At 61.2% G+C, this 16,171-nt stretch carries 17 protein-coding genes; 7 read left to right on the forward strand and 10 right to left on the reverse strand.

From position 1 onward, the window contains the following. Positions 1-20: 20 nt before the first annotated feature. From ACFXS9_RS26960 to ACFXS9_RS26975, 4 genes are all read left to right on the forward strand, one after another. Positions 21-284 carry a DNA -binding domain-containing protein gene (locus ACFXS9_RS26960; protein ID WP_392700031.1) on the forward strand — a complete coding sequence of 88 codons (264 nt, stop codon included), beginning with the start codon at positions 21-23 and terminating at the stop codon, positions 282-284. Between the two features lie 197 nt (positions 285-481). Then, positions 482-634, forward strand: coding sequence for a phage head-tail joining protein (locus tag ACFXS9_RS26965; RefSeq protein WP_392700033.1), 153 nt, complete (start codon positions 482-484; stop codon positions 632-634). A gap of 309 nt (positions 635-943) precedes the next feature. After that, positions 944-1,756: a helix-turn-helix domain-containing protein gene (locus tag ACFXS9_RS26970; protein ID WP_392693902.1), complete on the forward strand. Its 813-nt coding sequence runs from the start codon at positions 944-946 to the stop codon at positions 1,754-1,756. Between the two features lie 71 nt (positions 1,757-1,827). After that, positions 1,828-2,646, forward strand: coding sequence for a 3'-5' exonuclease (locus ACFXS9_RS26975; RefSeq protein WP_392693905.1), 819 nt, complete (start codon positions 1,828-1,830; stop codon positions 2,644-2,646). Here the strand turns inward: ACFXS9_RS26975 and ACFXS9_RS26980 are convergent. Then, positions 2,637-2,900, reverse strand: coding sequence for a hypothetical protein (locus tag ACFXS9_RS26980; RefSeq protein WP_392693907.1), 264 nt, complete (start codon positions 2,898-2,900; stop codon positions 2,637-2,639). The two genes, ACFXS9_RS26975 and ACFXS9_RS26980, sit on opposite strands and share 10 nt — an antisense overlap. A gap of 1,043 nt (positions 2,901-3,943) precedes the next feature. On the opposite strand from ACFXS9_RS26980, the gene ACFXS9_RS26985 reads away from it, so the two are divergent. Together ACFXS9_RS26985 and ACFXS9_RS26990 are read left to right on the forward strand one after the other, a co-directional pair. Continuing rightward, positions 3,944-4,567 carry an SPFH domain-containing protein gene (locus tag ACFXS9_RS26985; RefSeq protein WP_392693910.1) on the forward strand — a complete coding sequence of 208 codons (624 nt, stop codon included), beginning with the start codon at positions 3,944-3,946 and terminating at the stop codon, positions 4,565-4,567. A 216-nt stretch (positions 4,568-4,783) separates the two neighbouring features. Continuing rightward, positions 4,784-5,884: an alkene reductase gene (locus tag ACFXS9_RS26990; protein ID WP_392700035.1), complete on the forward strand. Its 1,101-nt coding sequence runs from the start codon at positions 4,784-4,786 to the stop codon at positions 5,882-5,884. A 209-nt stretch (positions 5,885-6,093) separates the two neighbouring features. On the opposite strand, the gene ACFXS9_RS26995 is transcribed toward ACFXS9_RS26990, so the two are convergent. The 8 genes from ACFXS9_RS26995 to ACFXS9_RS27030 all read right to left on the reverse strand — a co-directional run bounded on the left by ACFXS9_RS26995 (position 6,094) and on the right by ACFXS9_RS27030 (position 14,353). Continuing rightward, positions 6,094-7,836, reverse strand: coding sequence for an ABC transporter substrate-binding protein (locus ACFXS9_RS26995; RefSeq protein WP_392700037.1), 1,743 nt, complete (start codon positions 7,834-7,836; stop codon positions 6,094-6,096). Between the two features lie 129 nt (positions 7,837-7,965). After that, positions 7,966-8,292 (reverse strand): DUF2160 domain-containing protein, encoded by a 327-nt coding sequence (locus ACFXS9_RS27000; RefSeq protein WP_392693912.1) that lies wholly within the window; start codon positions 8,290-8,292, stop codon positions 7,966-7,968. Positions 8,293-8,294: 2 nt separating this feature from the next. After that, the gene (locus tag ACFXS9_RS27005) at positions 8,295-9,101 is read right to left on the reverse strand and encodes a carbohydrate ABC transporter permease (protein ID WP_334369965.1); all 807 of its coding nucleotides are present in this window, start codon (positions 9,099-9,101) and stop codon (positions 8,295-8,297) included. Beyond that, positions 9,101-10,003, reverse strand: a complete 903-nt coding sequence (locus ACFXS9_RS27010; protein WP_392693914.1) for a carbohydrate ABC transporter permease — start codon at positions 10,001-10,003, stop codon at positions 9,101-9,103. The genes ACFXS9_RS27005 and ACFXS9_RS27010 overlap by 1 nt, the downstream gene beginning before the upstream one ends. Continuing rightward, on the reverse strand, positions 10,003-11,088 hold the full coding sequence (locus ACFXS9_RS27015) for an ABC transporter ATP-binding protein (RefSeq protein ID WP_213287831.1): 1,086 nt from the start codon (positions 11,086-11,088) through the stop codon (positions 10,003-10,005). Before ACFXS9_RS27015 ends, ACFXS9_RS27010 begins: the two co-directional genes overlap by 1 nt. 12 nt (positions 11,089-11,100) lie before the next feature. After that, positions 11,101-12,240, reverse strand: a complete 1,140-nt coding sequence (locus ACFXS9_RS27020) for an ABC transporter ATP-binding protein (RefSeq protein ID WP_392693917.1) — start codon at positions 12,238-12,240, stop codon at positions 11,101-11,103. Beyond that, complete coding sequence (gene glpD / locus ACFXS9_RS27025) at positions 12,237-13,784, reverse strand: glycerol-3-phosphate dehydrogenase (RefSeq protein WP_392693919.1); 1,548 nt, start codon at positions 13,782-13,784, stop codon at positions 12,237-12,239. The genes ACFXS9_RS27020 and glpD overlap by 4 nt, the downstream gene beginning before the upstream one ends. Before the next feature lie 185 nt (positions 13,785-13,969). After that, the gene (locus ACFXS9_RS27030; protein ID WP_392693922.1) at positions 13,970-14,353 is read right to left on the reverse strand and encodes a RidA family protein; all 384 of its coding nucleotides are present in this window, start codon (positions 14,351-14,353) and stop codon (positions 13,970-13,972) included. A gap of 129 nt (positions 14,354-14,482) precedes the next feature. On the opposite strand from ACFXS9_RS27030, the gene ACFXS9_RS27035 reads away from it, so the two are divergent. After that, a complete protein-coding gene (locus tag ACFXS9_RS27035) occupies positions 14,483-15,076 on the forward strand; it encodes a LysR family transcriptional regulator (protein WP_392693925.1) in 594 nt (197 codons plus the stop codon). Between the two features lie 84 nt (positions 15,077-15,160). On the opposite strand, the gene ACFXS9_RS27040 is transcribed toward ACFXS9_RS27035, so the two are convergent. Then, complete coding sequence (locus ACFXS9_RS27040) at positions 15,161-16,087, reverse strand: DMT family transporter (RefSeq protein WP_392693927.1); 927 nt, start codon at positions 16,085-16,087, stop codon at positions 15,161-15,163. Positions 16,088-16,171 lie beyond the last annotated feature (84 nt).

A 16,171-nucleotide genomic window follows, 5' to 3' on the forward strand; every position in this document is an offset into this window, starting at 1 on the left:
TGGGTCGCAACCTTCTTGCACTGGCACGGCTCTTTTTCGGACGCGGAGAAACCCCAGCCGCACCAGCCCTCACCGAGTATGACGAGCAGCACATGATCACGTACATGCGCTTGCTTGATGCTGATCAACAAGGCGCGGACTGGCGTGATATCTCTCGGATCGTGCTGCGCATCGACCCAGATAACGAGGCCGACCGCGCGCGGCTGGCGTTCGAAAGCCACCTCTCGCGTGCCAGATGGATGACGGAGCAAGGTTATCGCCATCTGTTGCGAAGCGGCTTTTGATTATCGCAACGCCTGCCTTTGCCTATAGCTTTCGATCATCGTAGGCGTTACGTCGGTAGGGTAGCAGAGCGGCGCAGGTCAGACTTGATCATGGTGTGGGCGCCATCGAGCACCGCGGCCTCGTCACGAACGCGGGCGCCTAACCATGGCCGACATCGCCGAGCTGCAGGCTCAACTCGCCGAGCTGAAGCGCGCGGATTGGAGCGGCGCGCGCTCGGTTTCAATACGAGGGCAAGAGTGTCACCTACGGCACCGCCGACGAAATGCGCAGCGCGATCGCCAGCCTTGAGGCAGAGCTTGGCTTGTCGCGACCGGTGGTCGGCGTAGTTCGCAGCACAAAAGGCTACTGATGCGCGATTTGTGTCGCGCATCCCAAGAGATCAAGCGCAGCAAGCCTCTGAGGGCTATGCGGCCAGTCCAATAACGGAAAGCTGACCTCCCGCGCGGCGCTTGGAATTCATTTCGTCGGGGCAAGGTTGGCGGGGCCGCAAACAATCACGATAGACGCCAAGCTTGCAACCGGGAGCCGCCCGACCACGCGCGCGGCGCATAATTCCCCCTGTCATGAAAATTCCGCAGCGAGCCTCACAAAATCCCCAGATAATTCCGCTATTTTTTCCGCATTTTTGGGACCATAACTCTCCGCATCGGAGGTCCAGATGGCTAAGATCAAAGTACACCCACGCCCCGGCGCCCTCTCGGAGCTGCTGAAAACGAAAGGGATGACGAAAATGGACGCGAAGGAGAAGACGCAGGTTGATCGGAAGACCTTGTCGAAGATCGACCGCGGCGAGGAGGTGAAGCTGGAGACGCTCCAGCGGGTGGTGAACAAGCTGCAGGTGACGGAGGAGTACTTTCGTCATCCTCCAGTGTCACAGGAAACCGACAAGGGAGACGACCCGGAGCCGGGAACCATCCTGCTACGCAAGCTCGATGCATCGCGCCTGCATGATCTTGTTGAAGGCACCGAATGCTTCAAGTGGCACCTGAATGCCAAGGTTCGGGACGACGATGCGCGAAAGTTTCTGGAGGACTTCGAAGAAGCCGCCGAGAAATTTCGGAAACAAAACGCGTTCGTCTTCGATGATGAAAGTCATTCCCTTCGGCTCCAGCTCGATCGCCTTAAGACTGCGGACGACATGGCCGCCCGTTTGGAGCGTCTCGCGGAGCACCGCCTTGCGCTACTTGGGGGCGGCCACCTGTTCTGGGAATGCTCAGTCGAAGAGCATAGCTATGAAGACGTGAGATGGCAGACTGCCAACTACCGATCTTCCTATCTCGTCCATCTGTCGATCGAGCCGCTTGGCACGCAATCGCGGCGAGTGCACATCTATGTCGGAGAAACGCCTCCATTGTTCGCTCCTTCCGACCGCAGATACGATGTCTTTGTAAACGGCAGGCAGCTTCCGAAAATTGGCGACGGCGACGTCCCATCGCCTCGAACCCTTGAAGACGGCGACATCCCGTTCTGACAGCCCTCTTCTTAGCTTGCTTCTAGCTCCCATTCAGGGAGCGCCGTCGCGCGCCTACCAAGGAAAAAATCATGGAACACGATCGCATTATTTGTTTGGATATCGAGACAATCCCAGACCGCACGCTTATTCCCGAATGGGATGAGGGAAAGTTTCCGCCTAAGCCTATCTGGCATCGGATCGTCGCGATCTCCTTCGTTGAGGCGCGTATCGAATACGATAAGGGACTTCCAGTGAGCTACGCGGTTGAGTGTTGCCGATCTGGCGGTGATGCAGATTGGGACGAACAGCGCCTTCTCTCGAAATTTTGGCGGTACTTCGCCGAGCGGGCGCCGCGAGTGATTACTTGGAACGGCAAAGGTTTCGACCTTCCAGTGCTTCGTGCTCGCGCGATGATCTACGGCATCTCGGCGCATAGCTGGTACCAGCGAGGTTCGAAGTGGGACAACTACATGCAGCGCTTTGCTCCTGACTGGCATTGTGACTTGATGGAGCAACTCTCGGATTATAAGGCGTGTTCGTCGATGAGCTTGGACGATGTAGCACTAGCTCTCGGACTTCCCGGCAAGATCGGAGGCCATGGATCAGAGGTCGAGGCGATGGTCCGGCGCGGCGAGATCGACAACGTGCGCGCGTACTGCGAAGGCGACTGTCTCAACCTTTTCGTTTTGTACGTTCGTTGGGCGCTCCTAAGCGGCAGGATCGATCCGGCGGGCCACAATGCATCTCTTCAAAGTCTCATCGAGTGCTTGGAGAATGAAAGGGAGACGCGCTCACATTTCGGCGCATTCCTCGATCGCTGGCGTGCGACGTCTCGACCTGTGCCCATGTTCGTGCCGGGCGCTGAACCGGCAGCAAGCTCCGCAAACGGCGCCGGGTATCAGTCATAGCCCTCTAGTGTGCCCAGAAACTTGAACTCCCGCCGAAGCTCGCGCTCGATCAGTCCTAAGTCATCGCCGAATTTGGCTTCATCTATTTTGCGGATCGCCTCTAGCACCGACTGGCAGGCTTCTTCGACGTGGGCGATCTTCTGCGCGAAGGCGTGCCGCTCGATGCTCCACTCGCCCGGACGCGCGCCGCGCCCGCTCGTGAGCTTCTTATAGATTTCATCGACGCGCTTGTTGTCCTGTTTTGCCATCAGCATTCCCCGACCTGCAGCCGCCGACGGTCATGATCGACCCGCTGGGAAAGCGTAGTCCTGTTCATCGACTGATGGGCAAGTTGTTCGGCTGTATCCACAGCCCGCGATCTGTCACCTTTTGCGCTTCGAAATGAAATCGTCGGGCATTTCGGGCACGGCTTCAGGATCGGTCGGATCGACTTGATTGCACACCGGGCAAGGGGCGCCGGCCCCGCCGCAGCCGCAGGACCTTGCCAAGGCCGGTCTGGATGGTTTTCACAAACCCACCGGCAGTTGTCGCATCGTGGGCAGAACTTCATCGTTCATGATCTAGGGCCCAGCCGGGCCCGGCCAGCGAAAACCTCCAAAATCTCCGGGAAAAACGCCATTGACGTCAAGTCGTGTGGTTCTGGCGTCGCGGTGCTGGCGTTAAGCTGCGTGAAATATTTGCGCAGCGACGGAGGCAAAAGAGCCGTTCTCCGGGAAGAGCACGAAGTAAGCCGTAAAGCCATTGCGCAGGGAAGGCCGGGATGCTCCCGCTGCACCTGTATGCTCGTGTGCGTGTTCTTTATGCGCACCTGCACACGAGACCGCGGGTGCAGCAAGCACCCGGTCTTCCCTGCGCCCTCTGTACTTCAAGAGGGACAACAGAAGATGCAAGCCTCGGGTGCAATGCGCCGCGAGAATGCAGATGCGCACCCTCGTCGCTGTTTGAAAAATTGAATTGGAAACGCGCCCCACGTCGTCCCTGCGAACGCAGGGACCCATAACCACGAATGCAAGTTGTGACGCGGAGCTAGAGCCGCTATCCCGCCGACAACGACGAGCAGTGGCTATGGGTCCCTGCGAACGCATGCTTTCGCAGGGACGACGGGGAAAGGCCGGCAATCCGGCGTCATGATGCGCCGATCGGAAATCGAAATGGCGGGGAAGAGTCCGGATCTTTTTTCGATTAATCATTCTACTTCAGATAGCAATGACTTATTTTCGACGCAGGAAGAGCCAAGAGAAGAGCTGATATCGCGGTATCCGCCAACGAGATAAAAACGCGGCAGGGAAGGATAAAAGTGGGTGAACTTCTGGGCTCTATCGTTTTTTCTTTGATTGTAATCGTTCTAATCGCCGGCGCATGGAGCTGGATTTCGACGCTGTTCAGGAAAGGCGTCATGGCGCTGCTCGGCTTCGATCGGGTCTGCGTGCAGCAGTTCGAAACTGTGCTGCTCTACCGGAACGGGCGTTTTGAAAAGGCCCTGATGCCCGGCCGGCACCGGATCCGGGCCGGCAGCCGCCAATTGGCGCGGATCGATTTGCGCTCCGAAGTGTTTCGGTTCACGCAAGGCGCGGTGTCCGCCGACCGCTTTGCGGTCAACCTCGTCTACGTCGTCCGGACAAAAATCGTCGATCCCAGGGCCGCTTTCGAAAGCACCCAGAACTACCGGGACGAGATATTCATCCGCCTGCAATCGGTTGCGAAAGCGGTGTGCAGCCGAAAGTCCCGCCTGGAAATTCAGATGGATCACCAGAGTTTTGGCAACAGCGCCCAGAAGGCTGCCAGCCAGGTGCTTCGCTCGATCGGTTGCGAATGCCTGACGTTCGAGCTGCTGCAGGTGGACTCCACCGGACCCGTCGCGGAGCTGGACAATCGACGCATGGGATTTGCGGCGCACCACAGCATGATGAAGGAAGCCTGAACCACTGTGATCCGGCACCGTAGGGAGATTGCCTATGCTGCGCCGATGCCGATTTCGAAACGATTATCCTACGCCGGCGCGCAAACGGTACGGCTCGACACCGGCGCGGCCGGTACCGTGCGCAGCTCGTCTGCGCGAGCCGAATGGCTCTGGCATTGCGAAACTGCCCGTAATGCCCAACTCTTCTTTATCATCATCCATTCGGACATCCTCGACATGAGCCAGACCAGACTGTTCGAGCCCTTCAAGCTTGGCCCGACTACATTGCCGAACCGCCTCGTGATGGCTCCGCTGACCCGCAACCGCGCGGTACCGCCCGGCATGGTGCCAAGCCCGCTCGCGGTCGACTATTACGGCCAGCGCGCCTCCGCCGGATTGCTCATCACCGAAGCGAGCCAGGTTTCGCAGCAGGGCCAGGGTTATCAGGATACGCCCGGCATCTATTCGAAGGAGCAGGTCGAAGGCTGGCGCAAGGTCACGGACCGCGTGCATGAAAAAGGCGGGCGCATCTTCATCCAGATCTGGCATGTCGGCCGCATCTCGCACACCACGCTGCAGCCCGGCGGCGGCAAGCCGGTGGCGCCGTCGGCGATCCACGCCAAGGGCAAGACATTTGTGAACGGCATCTTCACCGAGATATCCGAACCGCGCGCGCTGGAGCTATCGGAAATTCCAGGAATCATCGACGACTTCAAGCGCGGCACCGAGAACGCGCTGGCTGCCGGCTTTGACGGCGTCGAGATCCACGGCGCCAACGGCTACCTGCTCGACCAGTTCGCCAAGGACGGCACCAACAAGCGCACCGATGCTTACGGCGGAGGAATCGAGAACCGCGCAAAGCTGATGCTGGAAGTGTCGCAGGCGGTGGCCGCGATCGCAGGCCCCGAGCGCACCGGCATCCGCATCTCGCCGGTAACGCCGGCCAACGATGTGTCCGATAGCAATCCGCAGCCGCTGTTCGATCATATCGTGGATGGACTCGGCGCGCTGAAGCTGAGCTACATCCACGTCATCGAAGGCGCGACCGGCGGCCCGCGCGATATCGCGCCGTTCGATTACGCGTCCTTGCGCAAGCGCTTTGGCGGAGCCTATGTCGCCAACAACGGCTACGACTTCGACCTCGCGACGAAAGTGCTCGAAGCCGGCGCCGCCGACCTGATCGCATTCGGCAAGCCGTTCATCTCGAATCCCGATCTGGTCGAGCGGCTGAAGAAGGGCGCGCCGCTGAATGAGTGGGACAAGGCGACGTTCTACGGCGGCGGCGCCAAGGGATACACGGATTATCCGACGCTGGCGACGGCGCAAGCGGCGGAGTGATTTGATCCACCACAATGAGTCGTCATGCCCCGCGAAGGCGGGGCATCCAGTAACCGCCGGCGTCAGCGATAGAACCGAGAGGCCGCTGCGTACTGGATCGTCCGCCTTCGCGGACGATGACGACGGAGTAAAAAAGCGTCGACAGCGAACGGGAAAAAGGCCGGGATCGCTCCCGGCCTTTCGTCTGCATCACTCGTAACGCACGAAGCTTACTTCGCCTCCGCCCGCTTCGGCGGCGTCGCCGGCCACGACTTGATCAGCGCGTCGTAGTCGACCGTCTCGCCCTTCGGCTTCTCGTTCGCCAGCTTGCGCTGTGGCGCGATGGTCTTGTCTTTCTCGGCCTTGGCGAACCAGAACTCGGCGGTCTCCTTCTTGTTCAGCTTCGGCCCGCACTCCTTCTGCACGCCACTCTTCTCGAGGCGTTCGAGCACCGAGTCCTGGGCTGCGGCCAGCGCATCCATCGCGGCTTGCGGCGTCTTCGCACCGGACGACGCGTCGCCGATGTTCTGCCACCACAATTGCGCGAGCTTCGGATAGTCAGGTACGTTGTTGCCGGTCGGGGTCCACTGCACGCGCGCGGGCGAGCGGTAGAACTCGATCAGGCCGCCGAGCTTCGGCGCGCGCTCGGTGAACGACTTGTCCCAGATGTCGGATTCACGCACGAACGTGAGGCCGACATGGCTCTTCTTCAAGCTGACCGTCTTGGAGTTGATGAACTGCAGATAGAGCCAGGCCGCCTTGCGGCGATCGGGCGGCGTCGACTTCAGCAGTGTCGCAGAGCCGGCGTCCTGGTAGCCGAGCTTCATGCCCTCTTTCCAGTACGAGCCGTGCGGCGAAGGCGCCATGCGCCACTTCGGCGTGCCGTCCGCGTTCACGACCGCAATACCCGGCTTCACCATGTCGGCGGTGAAGGCGGTGTACCAGAAGATCTGCTGGGCGATGTTGCCCTGCGCCGGCACTGGACCTGCTTCGGAGAAGGTCATGCCTTGCGCCTGGGGCGGAGCATACTTCTTCATCCAGTCGAGGTATTTGGTGATCGAATAGACCGCCGCCGGGCCGTTGGTGTCGCCGCCGCGCTCAACCGACGAGCCGACCGGACGGCAGCCTTCCATGCGGATGCCCCATTCGTCGACCGGCAGGCCGTTCGGGATGCCCTTGTCGCCGTTACCGGCCATCGACAGCCAGGCGTCGGTGAAACGCCAGCCGAGCGAAGGATCCTTCTTGCCATAGTCCATGTGGCCATAGACCTTGACGCCGTTGATCTCCTTGATGTCGTTGGTGAAGAACTCGGCGATGTCTTCATAGGCCGACCAGTTCACGGGAACGCCGAGCTCGTAGCCATACTTGGCCTTGAACTTGGCCTTGTATTCCGGATTGGAGAACCAGTCGTAACGGAACCAATACAGGTTCGCGAACTGCTGGTCGGGCAACTGATAGAGCTTGCCGTCCGGGCCCGTGGTGAAGGATTTGCCGATGAAGTCATTGACGTCGAGCTGCGGGTTGGTGACGTCCTTGCCCTCGCCGGTCATGTAGTCCGACAGGATCACGGTCTGGCCGTAGCGGACGTGGGTGCCGATCAGGTCCGAATCGTTGATCCAGCCGTCATAGACGTTCTTGCCGGACTGCATCTGGGTCTGCAGCTTTTCGACGACGTCGCCTTCCTGGATCAGGTCGTGCTTGACCTTGATCCCGGTGATCTCGGTGAAGGCTTTCGCCAGCGTGCGCGCTTCATACTCATGCGTCGTGATTGTTTCCGACACGACGTTGATTTCCATGCCCTTGAAGGGCTCGGCGGCCTTGGCGAACCATTGCAGCTCCTTCATCTGGTCCGCCTTCGACAGCGTCGAGGGCTGGAACTCGCTGTCGATCCACCTTTGATTGACGGCGTCGTCCGCCCGCGCAGGTGCGGCAATGGTCACGGATGCGGCGATCAGCGCAGCCGCGCTGGTCATCGTCAGAAAGCTCTCCTTGGTCAAGGGACCGTTTCTTCCTCTCAAGCGTCGCATGTTGGATCCTCCGGTTGCAGCGACAAACACATATTCAGGCCCGGGTTGATCCCGGATCTGTCTTTTTCCGCCGTTTCAGACCGTGCGAAAGATCGCAACGGCCGAAACGAGCGAAATCAGGGTTGCGAGCCACAGGCTCGAAATCTCGACGCCCTCCCCGATCGGCAGCGTCGCGATCGGGTCGGTGCCGGCAAAGGCGATCCACAACAGATGGATAACGGCGGCAAGCACCAGCGAAATGAACAGCCGGTCGCCGCGCGTGGTCGGAATGCGCAGGATGCCGACGCGCTCGGCTTCGGGATAGGCGATCCCAAGCCATGTCATCACGCCGAGCGTCAGCGCCAGCATCACGAAGAAGATCGCAGTCGGCAGCGTCCAGGCCATCCATGCGATGTTTTCCATGGCTACACCCTGCCCAGCGCAAAACCGCGCGCGATGTAGTTGCGGACGAACCAGATCACCAAGGCACCGGGGATGATGGTGAGCACGCCGGCCGCCGCCAGTAGCCCCCAATCCATGCCCGCGGCTGAGACCGTGCGGGTCATGATCGCGGAGATCGGTTTGGCGTTGACCGACGTCAAGGTACGCGCCAGCAGCAATTCGACCCAGGAGAACATGAAGCAGAAGAATGCGGCGACGCCGATACCGCTCGCGATCAGCGGCACCAGGATCTTGACGAAGAAGCGCGGGAACGAATAGCCGTCGAGGAATGCGGTCTCGTCGATCTCGCGCGGCACGCCCGAGACGAAGCCTTCGAGAATCCAGACCGCGAGCGGCACATTGAAGATGCAGTGCGCCAGCGCGACCGCCCATGGCGTATCGAACAGATTGATCGCCGAGTAGAGATTGAAGAACGGCAGCGCGAACACCGCGGCCGGCGCCATGCGGTTCGACAACAGCCAGAAGAACAGATGCTTGTCGCCGAGGAAGCGGTAGCGCGAGAAGCCATAGGCGGCCGGCAGCGCCACCGCGATCGAGATCACGGTGTTGATGATCACGTATGTCAGCGAGTTGATGTAGCCGGAATACCAGCTCTCATCGGTGAAGATGCGCCTGTAGTTTTCCAGCGTAGGCTGGTGCGGCCAAAGCGTCATCGTGGTGACGATCTCGGCATTGGTCTTGAAGCTCATGTTGACGAGCCAGTAGATCGGCAACAGCAGGAAAATCAAAAACAGCGAGATGATGAGGCGGCGGCCGGGAATCGAATGCATCACGCGCCTCCCTGCTTGGCGGGACGCTCGGTCCCGACATTGGTCATGACGGTGTAGAATACCCAGCACACGATCAGGATGATCAAATTGTAGACGAGCGAGAGAGCGGCAGCCTTGCCGAGGTCGAACTGCCCGAGCGCGATCTTGACCAGTTCGATCGAAACGAAGGTGGTCGAGTTGCCCGGACCGCCGCCGGTCACCACGAACGGCTCGGTGTAGATCATGAAACTGTCCATGAAGCGCAGCAGCACGGCGATCAGCAGCACGCGGTTCATTTTCGGCAATTGGATCGCCTTGAACACCGCCCAGCGCGAGGCGCCGTCGATCTGAGCCGCCTGGTAATACGCGTCCGGGATCGACTTCAGCCCGGCATAGCACAGCAGCGCGACGAGGCTGGTCCAGTGCCACACGTCCATCACGATGACGGTCGCCCAGGCATCGAACTCGTTGGAAACGTAGTTATAGTCGAAGCCGAGGCTGTTGAGCGTATAGCCGAGCAGGCCGATATCGGGCCGGCCGAAAATCTGCCAGATCGTGCCGACCACGTTCCACGGAATGAGCAGCGGCAAAGCGAGGATCACAAGACATACGGCAACGGTCCAGCCCTCGCGCGGCATCGACAGCGCCACCACGATGCCGAGCGGCACCTCGATCGCCAGGATGATGGCGGAGAACAAGAGATTGCGGCCGAGCGAAGCCAGAAAGCGGCCGCCGAGATCGGTCGAGGGATCGAGCAGCTCCTTGAACCAGCCGACGCCGTTCCAGAAGAACTGGTTGTTGCCGAACGTGTCCTGCATCGAATAGTTCACCACCGTCATCAGCGGCAGAATCGCGGAGAACGCGACCACCGCGAATACCGGTAGCACCAGGAACCAGGCTTTTTGGTTGACGATCTTGTCCATCAGGCAACCCCCTCGACCAGACGGCTGTCGGCATAGACGTGAACATGCGCGGGATCGAACACCAGCCCGACCATGTTGTCGGGCACGGAGAATCCGGGCGGCACGCGCGCGGCAAACTTGGCGTCGCCGATGCGAACGCGGGCAAAGCGGGCGCGACCAAGATCGTCGATCCGTTCGATCGCGGCCGATAACAGGCCTGACGCGGGAGCGGCAATATTGACGAACTCCGGGCGCACGCCGATTTCGATTTTCGCACCCGCCGGCAGCACGCCGTAATTGCGGTGCAGGCCGATGATGTGGCCGTCGATCCGCGCCTCATGCCCGCTCACGACAGCCGGCACAATGTTCATGCCGGGCGAGCCGATGAAGTAACCCACGAATGTATGCGCGGGCTTGTCAAACAGTTCGGCCGGCGTGCCGCTCTGCACCACGCGGCCGTCATGCATGACCACCACCGTATCGGCAAAAGTCAGCGCCTCGGTCTGGTCATGGGTGACGTAGATCATCGTGAGATCGAGCTCGCGATGCAGCGCCTTCAACTTCGAGCGCAACTGCCACTTCAATTCAGGATCGATCACCGTCAGCGGCTCGTCGAATAGTACGGCGGCAACATCGGAACGGACGAGGCCGCGGCCGAGCGAAATCTTCTGCTTGGCGTCCGCGGTCAGGCGCGTCGCCTTGCGGTCGAGATAGAACGTCAGATCGAGGAGATCGGCGATCTGCCTCACCCGCGCCTCGACCTCGGCCTTCGGCACGCCGCGGTTCTGCAGTGGGAATGCGAGGTTCTGCCCGACCGTCATCGTGTCGTAGATCACCGGAAACTGGAACACCTGCGCGATGTTGCGCTTCTGGGTTGACAGCGGCGTGATATCGGCGCCGTCGAACAGGATTTTTCCGCGCGAGGGCGTGACGATGCCGGAGATCAGATTGAGCAGCGTGGTCTTGCCGCAGCCAGAGGGGCCGAGCAGCGCGTAGGCCCCGCCCTGCCGCCAGGTCATGGTCACCGGCTTCAACGCAAAGGATTCGGGCGCAGCGTCATTGCCGCCGTAGGAATGCGCGAGATCGACGAGGTCAATGCGTGCCATATCGCATCTCCCTCACATGCTCTTGGCTTTTGATGCGTTCTCTCCTTGCGAAACGCTATGCATTTCGCTTGAAAACGCGATGGCTGGCGCTGCGACCAGGCGATCGGCGGCGTCGAACACGAAAACATTGTCGGGATCGAGCACGGCATCGAGCGTCTGGCCGGGCTCATATTCATGCACGCCCGGCAGCACCGCAACCCAGTTGGAAGCGTCGCGGTTGAGATGCACGAAACTTTCCGAGCCGGTGATCTCGGTCACGGTGACGGTGGCGTGAAACGCGTGGCGACCGGCGATGCCGTTCGCCACTTCGAGCTGGTGGGCGCGAAAGCCGACGCGGTAGGGGCCGTCGGAAAGCTGCGCATAGAGCCCGGTGGCCGGCGCCTGGATGCCACCGGCATATGCGACCTGCCCGTTCTTCTTCTCTATACCGACGATGTTGAGCGGCGGATCTGAGAATACCTGTGCGACCCGCAGCGTATCGGGACGGCGATAGACTTGCGATGTATTGCCGGCCTGAAGCACCTGGCCTTCCCACATGCACACCGTGTTGCCGCCGAGCAGCAGCGCCTCCGAGGGCTCAGTCGTGGCATAGACGAAGATCGCACCCGACGCCTCGAAGATGCGCGGCAGTTCGGTGCGCAGCTCCTCGCGGAGCTTGTAATCGAGATTGGCGAGTGGCTCATCGAGCAGCACGAGGTCGGCGCCCTTGACCAGCGCACGCGCGATCGCGGTGCGCTGCTGTTGGCCGCCGGACAATTGCAGCGGCGTGCGCTTCAGAAAAGGCTCGAGCCTGAGGAGTTTTGCCGCCTCCTGCACGCGCCGGTCGATCTCCTCGCGCGGCCGGCCCTGCACGCGCAGGGGCGAGGCGATGTTCTCGTAGACCGTCAGCGAGGGATAATTGATGAATTGCTGATAGACCATCGCAACCGAGCGCTGCCGCACGTCGGCGCCGGTGACGTCGTTGCCGTCGACCAGCACCCGGCCGGTTGACGGCTTGTCGAGACCGGCGAGCAGCCGCATGATCGAGGTCTTGCCCGACAACGTCGGCCCGAGCAGCACGCTCAGCGTGCCGCGCTCCAGCATCAGCGAGACGTCGCGAATGGTCGCCATGCCATCCACGGTTCGCGTGACGTGTTCGAGCGTGACGCTCATGTCCGCCCTCCCGCTTCGCGCAAGGTACGTTCACCGGAGGCGGCGCTGTTGGCCTTGATCCATTCGTCAAGCACGGCGATTTCATCGGCCGACAGCCGCAAGCCGAGTTTAGACCTTCGCCACACCACGTCTTCGGCGCTGCAAGCCCACTCGGTCGAAATCAGGTACCGGACCTCGCTTTCGGTCAAGGTAGCGCCAAACGCCTGGCCTAGATCGGCCAATGATTTCGCATTGCCGAGCAATTTTGTCGCACGCGTGCCATAGGCATGCGCGAGCCGGCCAGCATGCGCCGAGGTGAGGAACGGATACTTCCGCGTCAGTTCCGCCGTCAGCGCAGCGACCGCGGAAACATCCATGTTGCCGCCAGGCAGTGGCGCCTTGCCTGTCCAGCCCTCTTTCGCTTTGTCGCTGCTCAAATATGGCGAAAGCCGTTCCAGCGCCTCTTCGGCGAGCCGCCGATAGGTTGTGATCTTGCCGCCGTAGATCGACAACAGCGGCGCACCGCCGGGCGTATCGAGTTCGAACACGTAATCGCGGGTCGCGGCCCTGGCCTCGCTGGCGCCGTCATCATAGAGCGGGCGGACGCCGGAATAAGTCCAGACCACATCCGCGGGCAGCACCGGCTTCTTCAGATACTCACTGGCGGAGGCGCAGAGATATTGAATCTCCTCAGGGCTGGCTTTCACCTTGGCCGGGTCGCCGTCGTAGTCGCGATCAGTGGTGCCGATCAGCGTAAAGTCGTCCTGGTAGGGGATGACGAAGATGATGCGGCCGTCGGCATTCTGGAACATGTAGGCGCGGTCGTGCTCATATAGCTTGCGCACCACGATGTGGGAGCCCTGCACCAGCCGCACCTTTGCTCGCGCGTTGACGCCTGAACCCGACGACAGCACCTGCTCGACCCACGGGCCGCCGGCATTGACCAGCGCGCGCGCCTGGATGGTGGTGCGCTCGCCGCTGATCGTGTTCTCTACGGTGACCTGCCAGATGCCGTCGACCTGCCGGATCTCGACCGCGCGCGAGCGGGTGTGGATTTCGGCGCCGCGATCGGCTGCGTCGCGTGCGGTGAGCACGACCAGGCGCGCGTCATCGACGAAGCAATCGGAATATTCGAAACCGCGCTTGTAACGGTTGGCGATCAAGGGTTTGCCCACCTCGTCATGGACCAGATCGACCGAGCGCGTCGGCGGCAGGAGATGACGGCCACCGATATGGTCGTACAGGAACAACCCTAGCCTAAGCAGCCAGGCCGGCCGCAAGCCAGCGTGGTGCGGCAAAACGAAACGCAAGGGTCTGATAATGTGAGGCGCGATCTGCCACAGGACTTCGCGCTCGATTAGCGCCTCGCGGACCAGGCGGAACTCGTAATATTCGAGGTAGCGTAAGCCCCCATGCACCAGCTTGGTCGACCAGGACGACGTTCCGCTCGCCAAGTCGTTCATTTCACAAAGGAAAACGGAATTGCCCCGGCCTGCGGCATCGCGCGCGATGCCGCAGCCGTTGATGCCGCCTCCGATAATGGCGAGGTCAAATATCCGATCCAACGAAACGCTTCCCCGGCGATCGCCTCTTCACTTCGGCGATTTTGCTTTCGGATGGGAGTTAATCACAAAGAAAAACGAAAGCAAGGCGAAAGCGGGGAACCGGGCTCCCTACTTGAGGGTAAGTTCAGGTTTGGCCCGGCACAGGCCCGTACCACGGGCTCAGACCGAGGCGCATGGTTTCGGTATCAGCCCGCAGCCACGGCCTCGACTTCGAGAAGCCACGCCTCGTCGAAGATGCCAGCGATAACCACCGTCAGCGCTGTTTCCCGTCCACCAAGTACCTCGTTTCGCACGGAGCGATTGACGAGGGCGTAGCGCCGGTCGGCAAGGTAGGTCCGGTGCATGACCAGATTGTCGAGGGTCATGCCGGCTGCCTTGAGCTGAGCCTCGACGTTTCGCCAGGCGAGCCTGCACTGCGCTTCAAAGCCCTCAGGGACGGTGCCGTCGACGTCAAGCGGGATCTGGCCACTTACAAAAAGCAGACGCGTGTGACCGCTGACCTCTAGCGCCTGGCTGTAGCCAGTCGTCGGCACGGTTACTGTTTCGGCATTGATGCGTCGGATGTGCATTAGGTTTCTCCTGTCATCGAACAACCATCTCGTGCACCGCTGCACTCGTCGCGCACAAACCATTTTTCCTGGACAGTTGAGTTAGATTTTCTAATCTGCGCGCGCCTAACGCCTATGGATGGAATCCTGGTGAGCTACAGACTGCCTCCGCTCAACGGACTGCGAGCCTTCGAGGCTGCCGGCCGTCATCTCAGCTTCAAACTGGCTGCGCAGGAGCTTTCGGTAACGCCGGGCGCCGTCAGCCAGCAGATCAAGCATCTGGAGCAGATCCTGGGGATTCCTCTGTTTCAGCGCATGCCCCGCGGCCTCACGCTCACCGGCCATGGCGAGGCAATGCTGCCCACCATCAGCGATGCCTTCGAGCGCATGTCGGCGGCTGCGGATGCTGTCGCGCGCACATTGCCGACAAAGGCGTTGCGGCTTGGTGTCTCTCCGAACTTGACAGACGACCCGCATGGCCTGTTGGCGAAACTTGCGAACACAGAACGGTCGCCGGACTATGTTCTGATAACCTCGACCGATGATGTCACGAACCTCTTAAGTGGCGCGCTGGATGCGATCCTGCGTCCGGGACCGGGCCCCTACCCGGGAATGCATGCGGAGGTGCTGAACCTGCACCAGGCTTTCTCACCCCATGCACAGGCTTCTCTTGTCGTTTGGCCCGGCCTCGCCAAGTGTCGGGAGTTCCTGAAAACGAGATCGCTGCTCGGCTCGCCCGGATAATCGCGCGCTACTTCAGCCGCACCACGGTCGAAGCGGGCTCGCCGCCGGAATCCACCTCGATGCCGCGGTGGCTGCAGATGCTGCCTACGCAGAATCCGAGTAGGCCCGGCGCGGCAGCGGTCCGCCGCTCACGACGTAAACGCCGGCCGAGATCGACGCGATAGCAATCCAGTCCAGCATCGCAGGCCATTCGCCGAGAACAGGTATGGCCATCACCGCCGTCATGGCCGGACATAGTGCGGCGAAGGCGGCCCCGCTCGAAGCGCCGAGCAGTCTGACCGCACGCCCGTACAAAACCAGAGAAACAATCGCCGTCAGAACGCCCTGCACAAATGCCTGAAGAGCAACGTCACCCAAAGACGCCCTGCCAAGGCTTGCGCCCTCCGCAAGAAAGTAGACGGGGACATAGAGCATCAAGGCACCGACCGCGGCGATGCCTGCCGCATGCAATCCATCAAGCCGCGCCCGCCGCATCGCCACCGTGTAGCAGGCCCAGGCAAACGCGGAGGCAAGGAACAGCGCGTGTCCCGTTGTCTGCTTCGGATCGACCGCCCCGGCCGTGCCCCATGCGATGCCGGCGATGCCCATCACGATCAGCGCGAAGCCGATCTTTTTCGCGCCCGTGAACGCCTCGCGCAGGAAGGCCGCAGCCAGAACGGCAACCGCCAGCGGCATCACTCCGGGAAACAGGGCACCGGCATGGGCCGCAGGGGCGAACAGCAGACCGGCGTTGGCGAGCAGCACGGGAGCGCCACCGCCAAGCACGATTGCCGCCAATCCGATCAAGCCCAAGCGTTCGAACGCGAGACCCTTCTGCAGCACATAAGGCAGCAGGAGCACGCCGGCCACGCCGAAACGAAGCGCCGCGATGTCCCACGGCGTAAGGCTCGTCTTTAGCCCGAGCCGAGCCACAACAATCCAACCCGACCAGATACTTACGGCCGCGAGTCCGTGGAGAGCCCCGCGAACGTAATTCCCGGGCACGCGCCGATCGGCGGCCAACTCGGACATGATCTACTTCCATCAAGACCGCAGGGATGATAACCTGAATAACGCATTTTAGTGGTTACGCCAGAACGAGCCACCGAACAAGGA

Source organism: Bradyrhizobium sp. RDI18, from assembly GCF_043203335.1.
Classification (GTDB): domain Bacteria; phylum Pseudomonadota; class Alphaproteobacteria; order Rhizobiales; family Xanthobacteraceae; genus Bradyrhizobium; species Bradyrhizobium retamae.

What these genes read in the sequence shown, in the direction of transcription:
- ACFXS9_RS26970 (WP_392693902.1), top strand. Translation starts at nt 944, where the DNA reads ATGGCTAAGATCAAAGTACACCCACGCCCCGGCGCCCTCTCGGAGCTG.
- ACFXS9_RS26975 (WP_392693905.1), top strand. Translation starts at nt 1,828, where the DNA reads ATGGAACACGATCGCATTATTTGTTTGGATATCGAGACAATCCCAGAC.
- ACFXS9_RS26980 (WP_392693907.1), bottom strand. Translation starts at nt 2,900, where the DNA reads ATGCTGATGGCAAAACAGGACAACAAGCGCGTCGATGAAATCTATAAG.
- ACFXS9_RS26990 (WP_392700035.1), top strand. Translation starts at nt 4,784, where the DNA reads ATGAGCCAGACCAGACTGTTCGAGCCCTTCAAGCTTGGCCCGACTACA.
- ACFXS9_RS26995 (WP_392700037.1), bottom strand. Translation starts at nt 7,836, where the DNA reads ATGACCAGCGCGGCTGCGCTGATCGCCGCATCCGTGACCATTGCCGCA.
- ACFXS9_RS27000 (WP_392693912.1), bottom strand. Translation starts at nt 8,292, where the DNA reads ATGGAAAACATCGCATGGATGGCCTGGACGCTGCCGACTGCGATCTTC.
- ACFXS9_RS27005 (WP_334369965.1), bottom strand. Translation starts at nt 9,101, where the DNA reads ATGCATTCGATTCCCGGCCGCCGCCTCATCATCTCGCTGTTTTTGATT.
- ACFXS9_RS27010 (WP_392693914.1), bottom strand. Translation starts at nt 10,003, where the DNA reads ATGGACAAGATCGTCAACCAAAAAGCCTGGTTCCTGGTGCTACCGGTA.
- ACFXS9_RS27015 (WP_213287831.1), bottom strand. Translation starts at nt 11,088, where the DNA reads ATGGCACGCATTGACCTCGTCGATCTCGCGCATTCCTACGGCGGCAAT.
- ACFXS9_RS27020 (WP_392693917.1), bottom strand. Translation starts at nt 12,240, where the DNA reads ATGAGCGTCACGCTCGAACACGTCACGCGAACCGTGGATGGCATGGCG.
- ACFXS9_RS27030 (WP_392693922.1), bottom strand. Translation starts at nt 14,353, where the DNA reads ATGCACATCCGACGCATCAATGCCGAAACAGTAACCGTGCCGACGACT.
- ACFXS9_RS27040 (WP_392693927.1), bottom strand. Translation starts at nt 16,087, where the DNA reads ATGTCCGAGTTGGCCGCCGATCGGCGCGTGCCCGGGAATTACGTTCGC.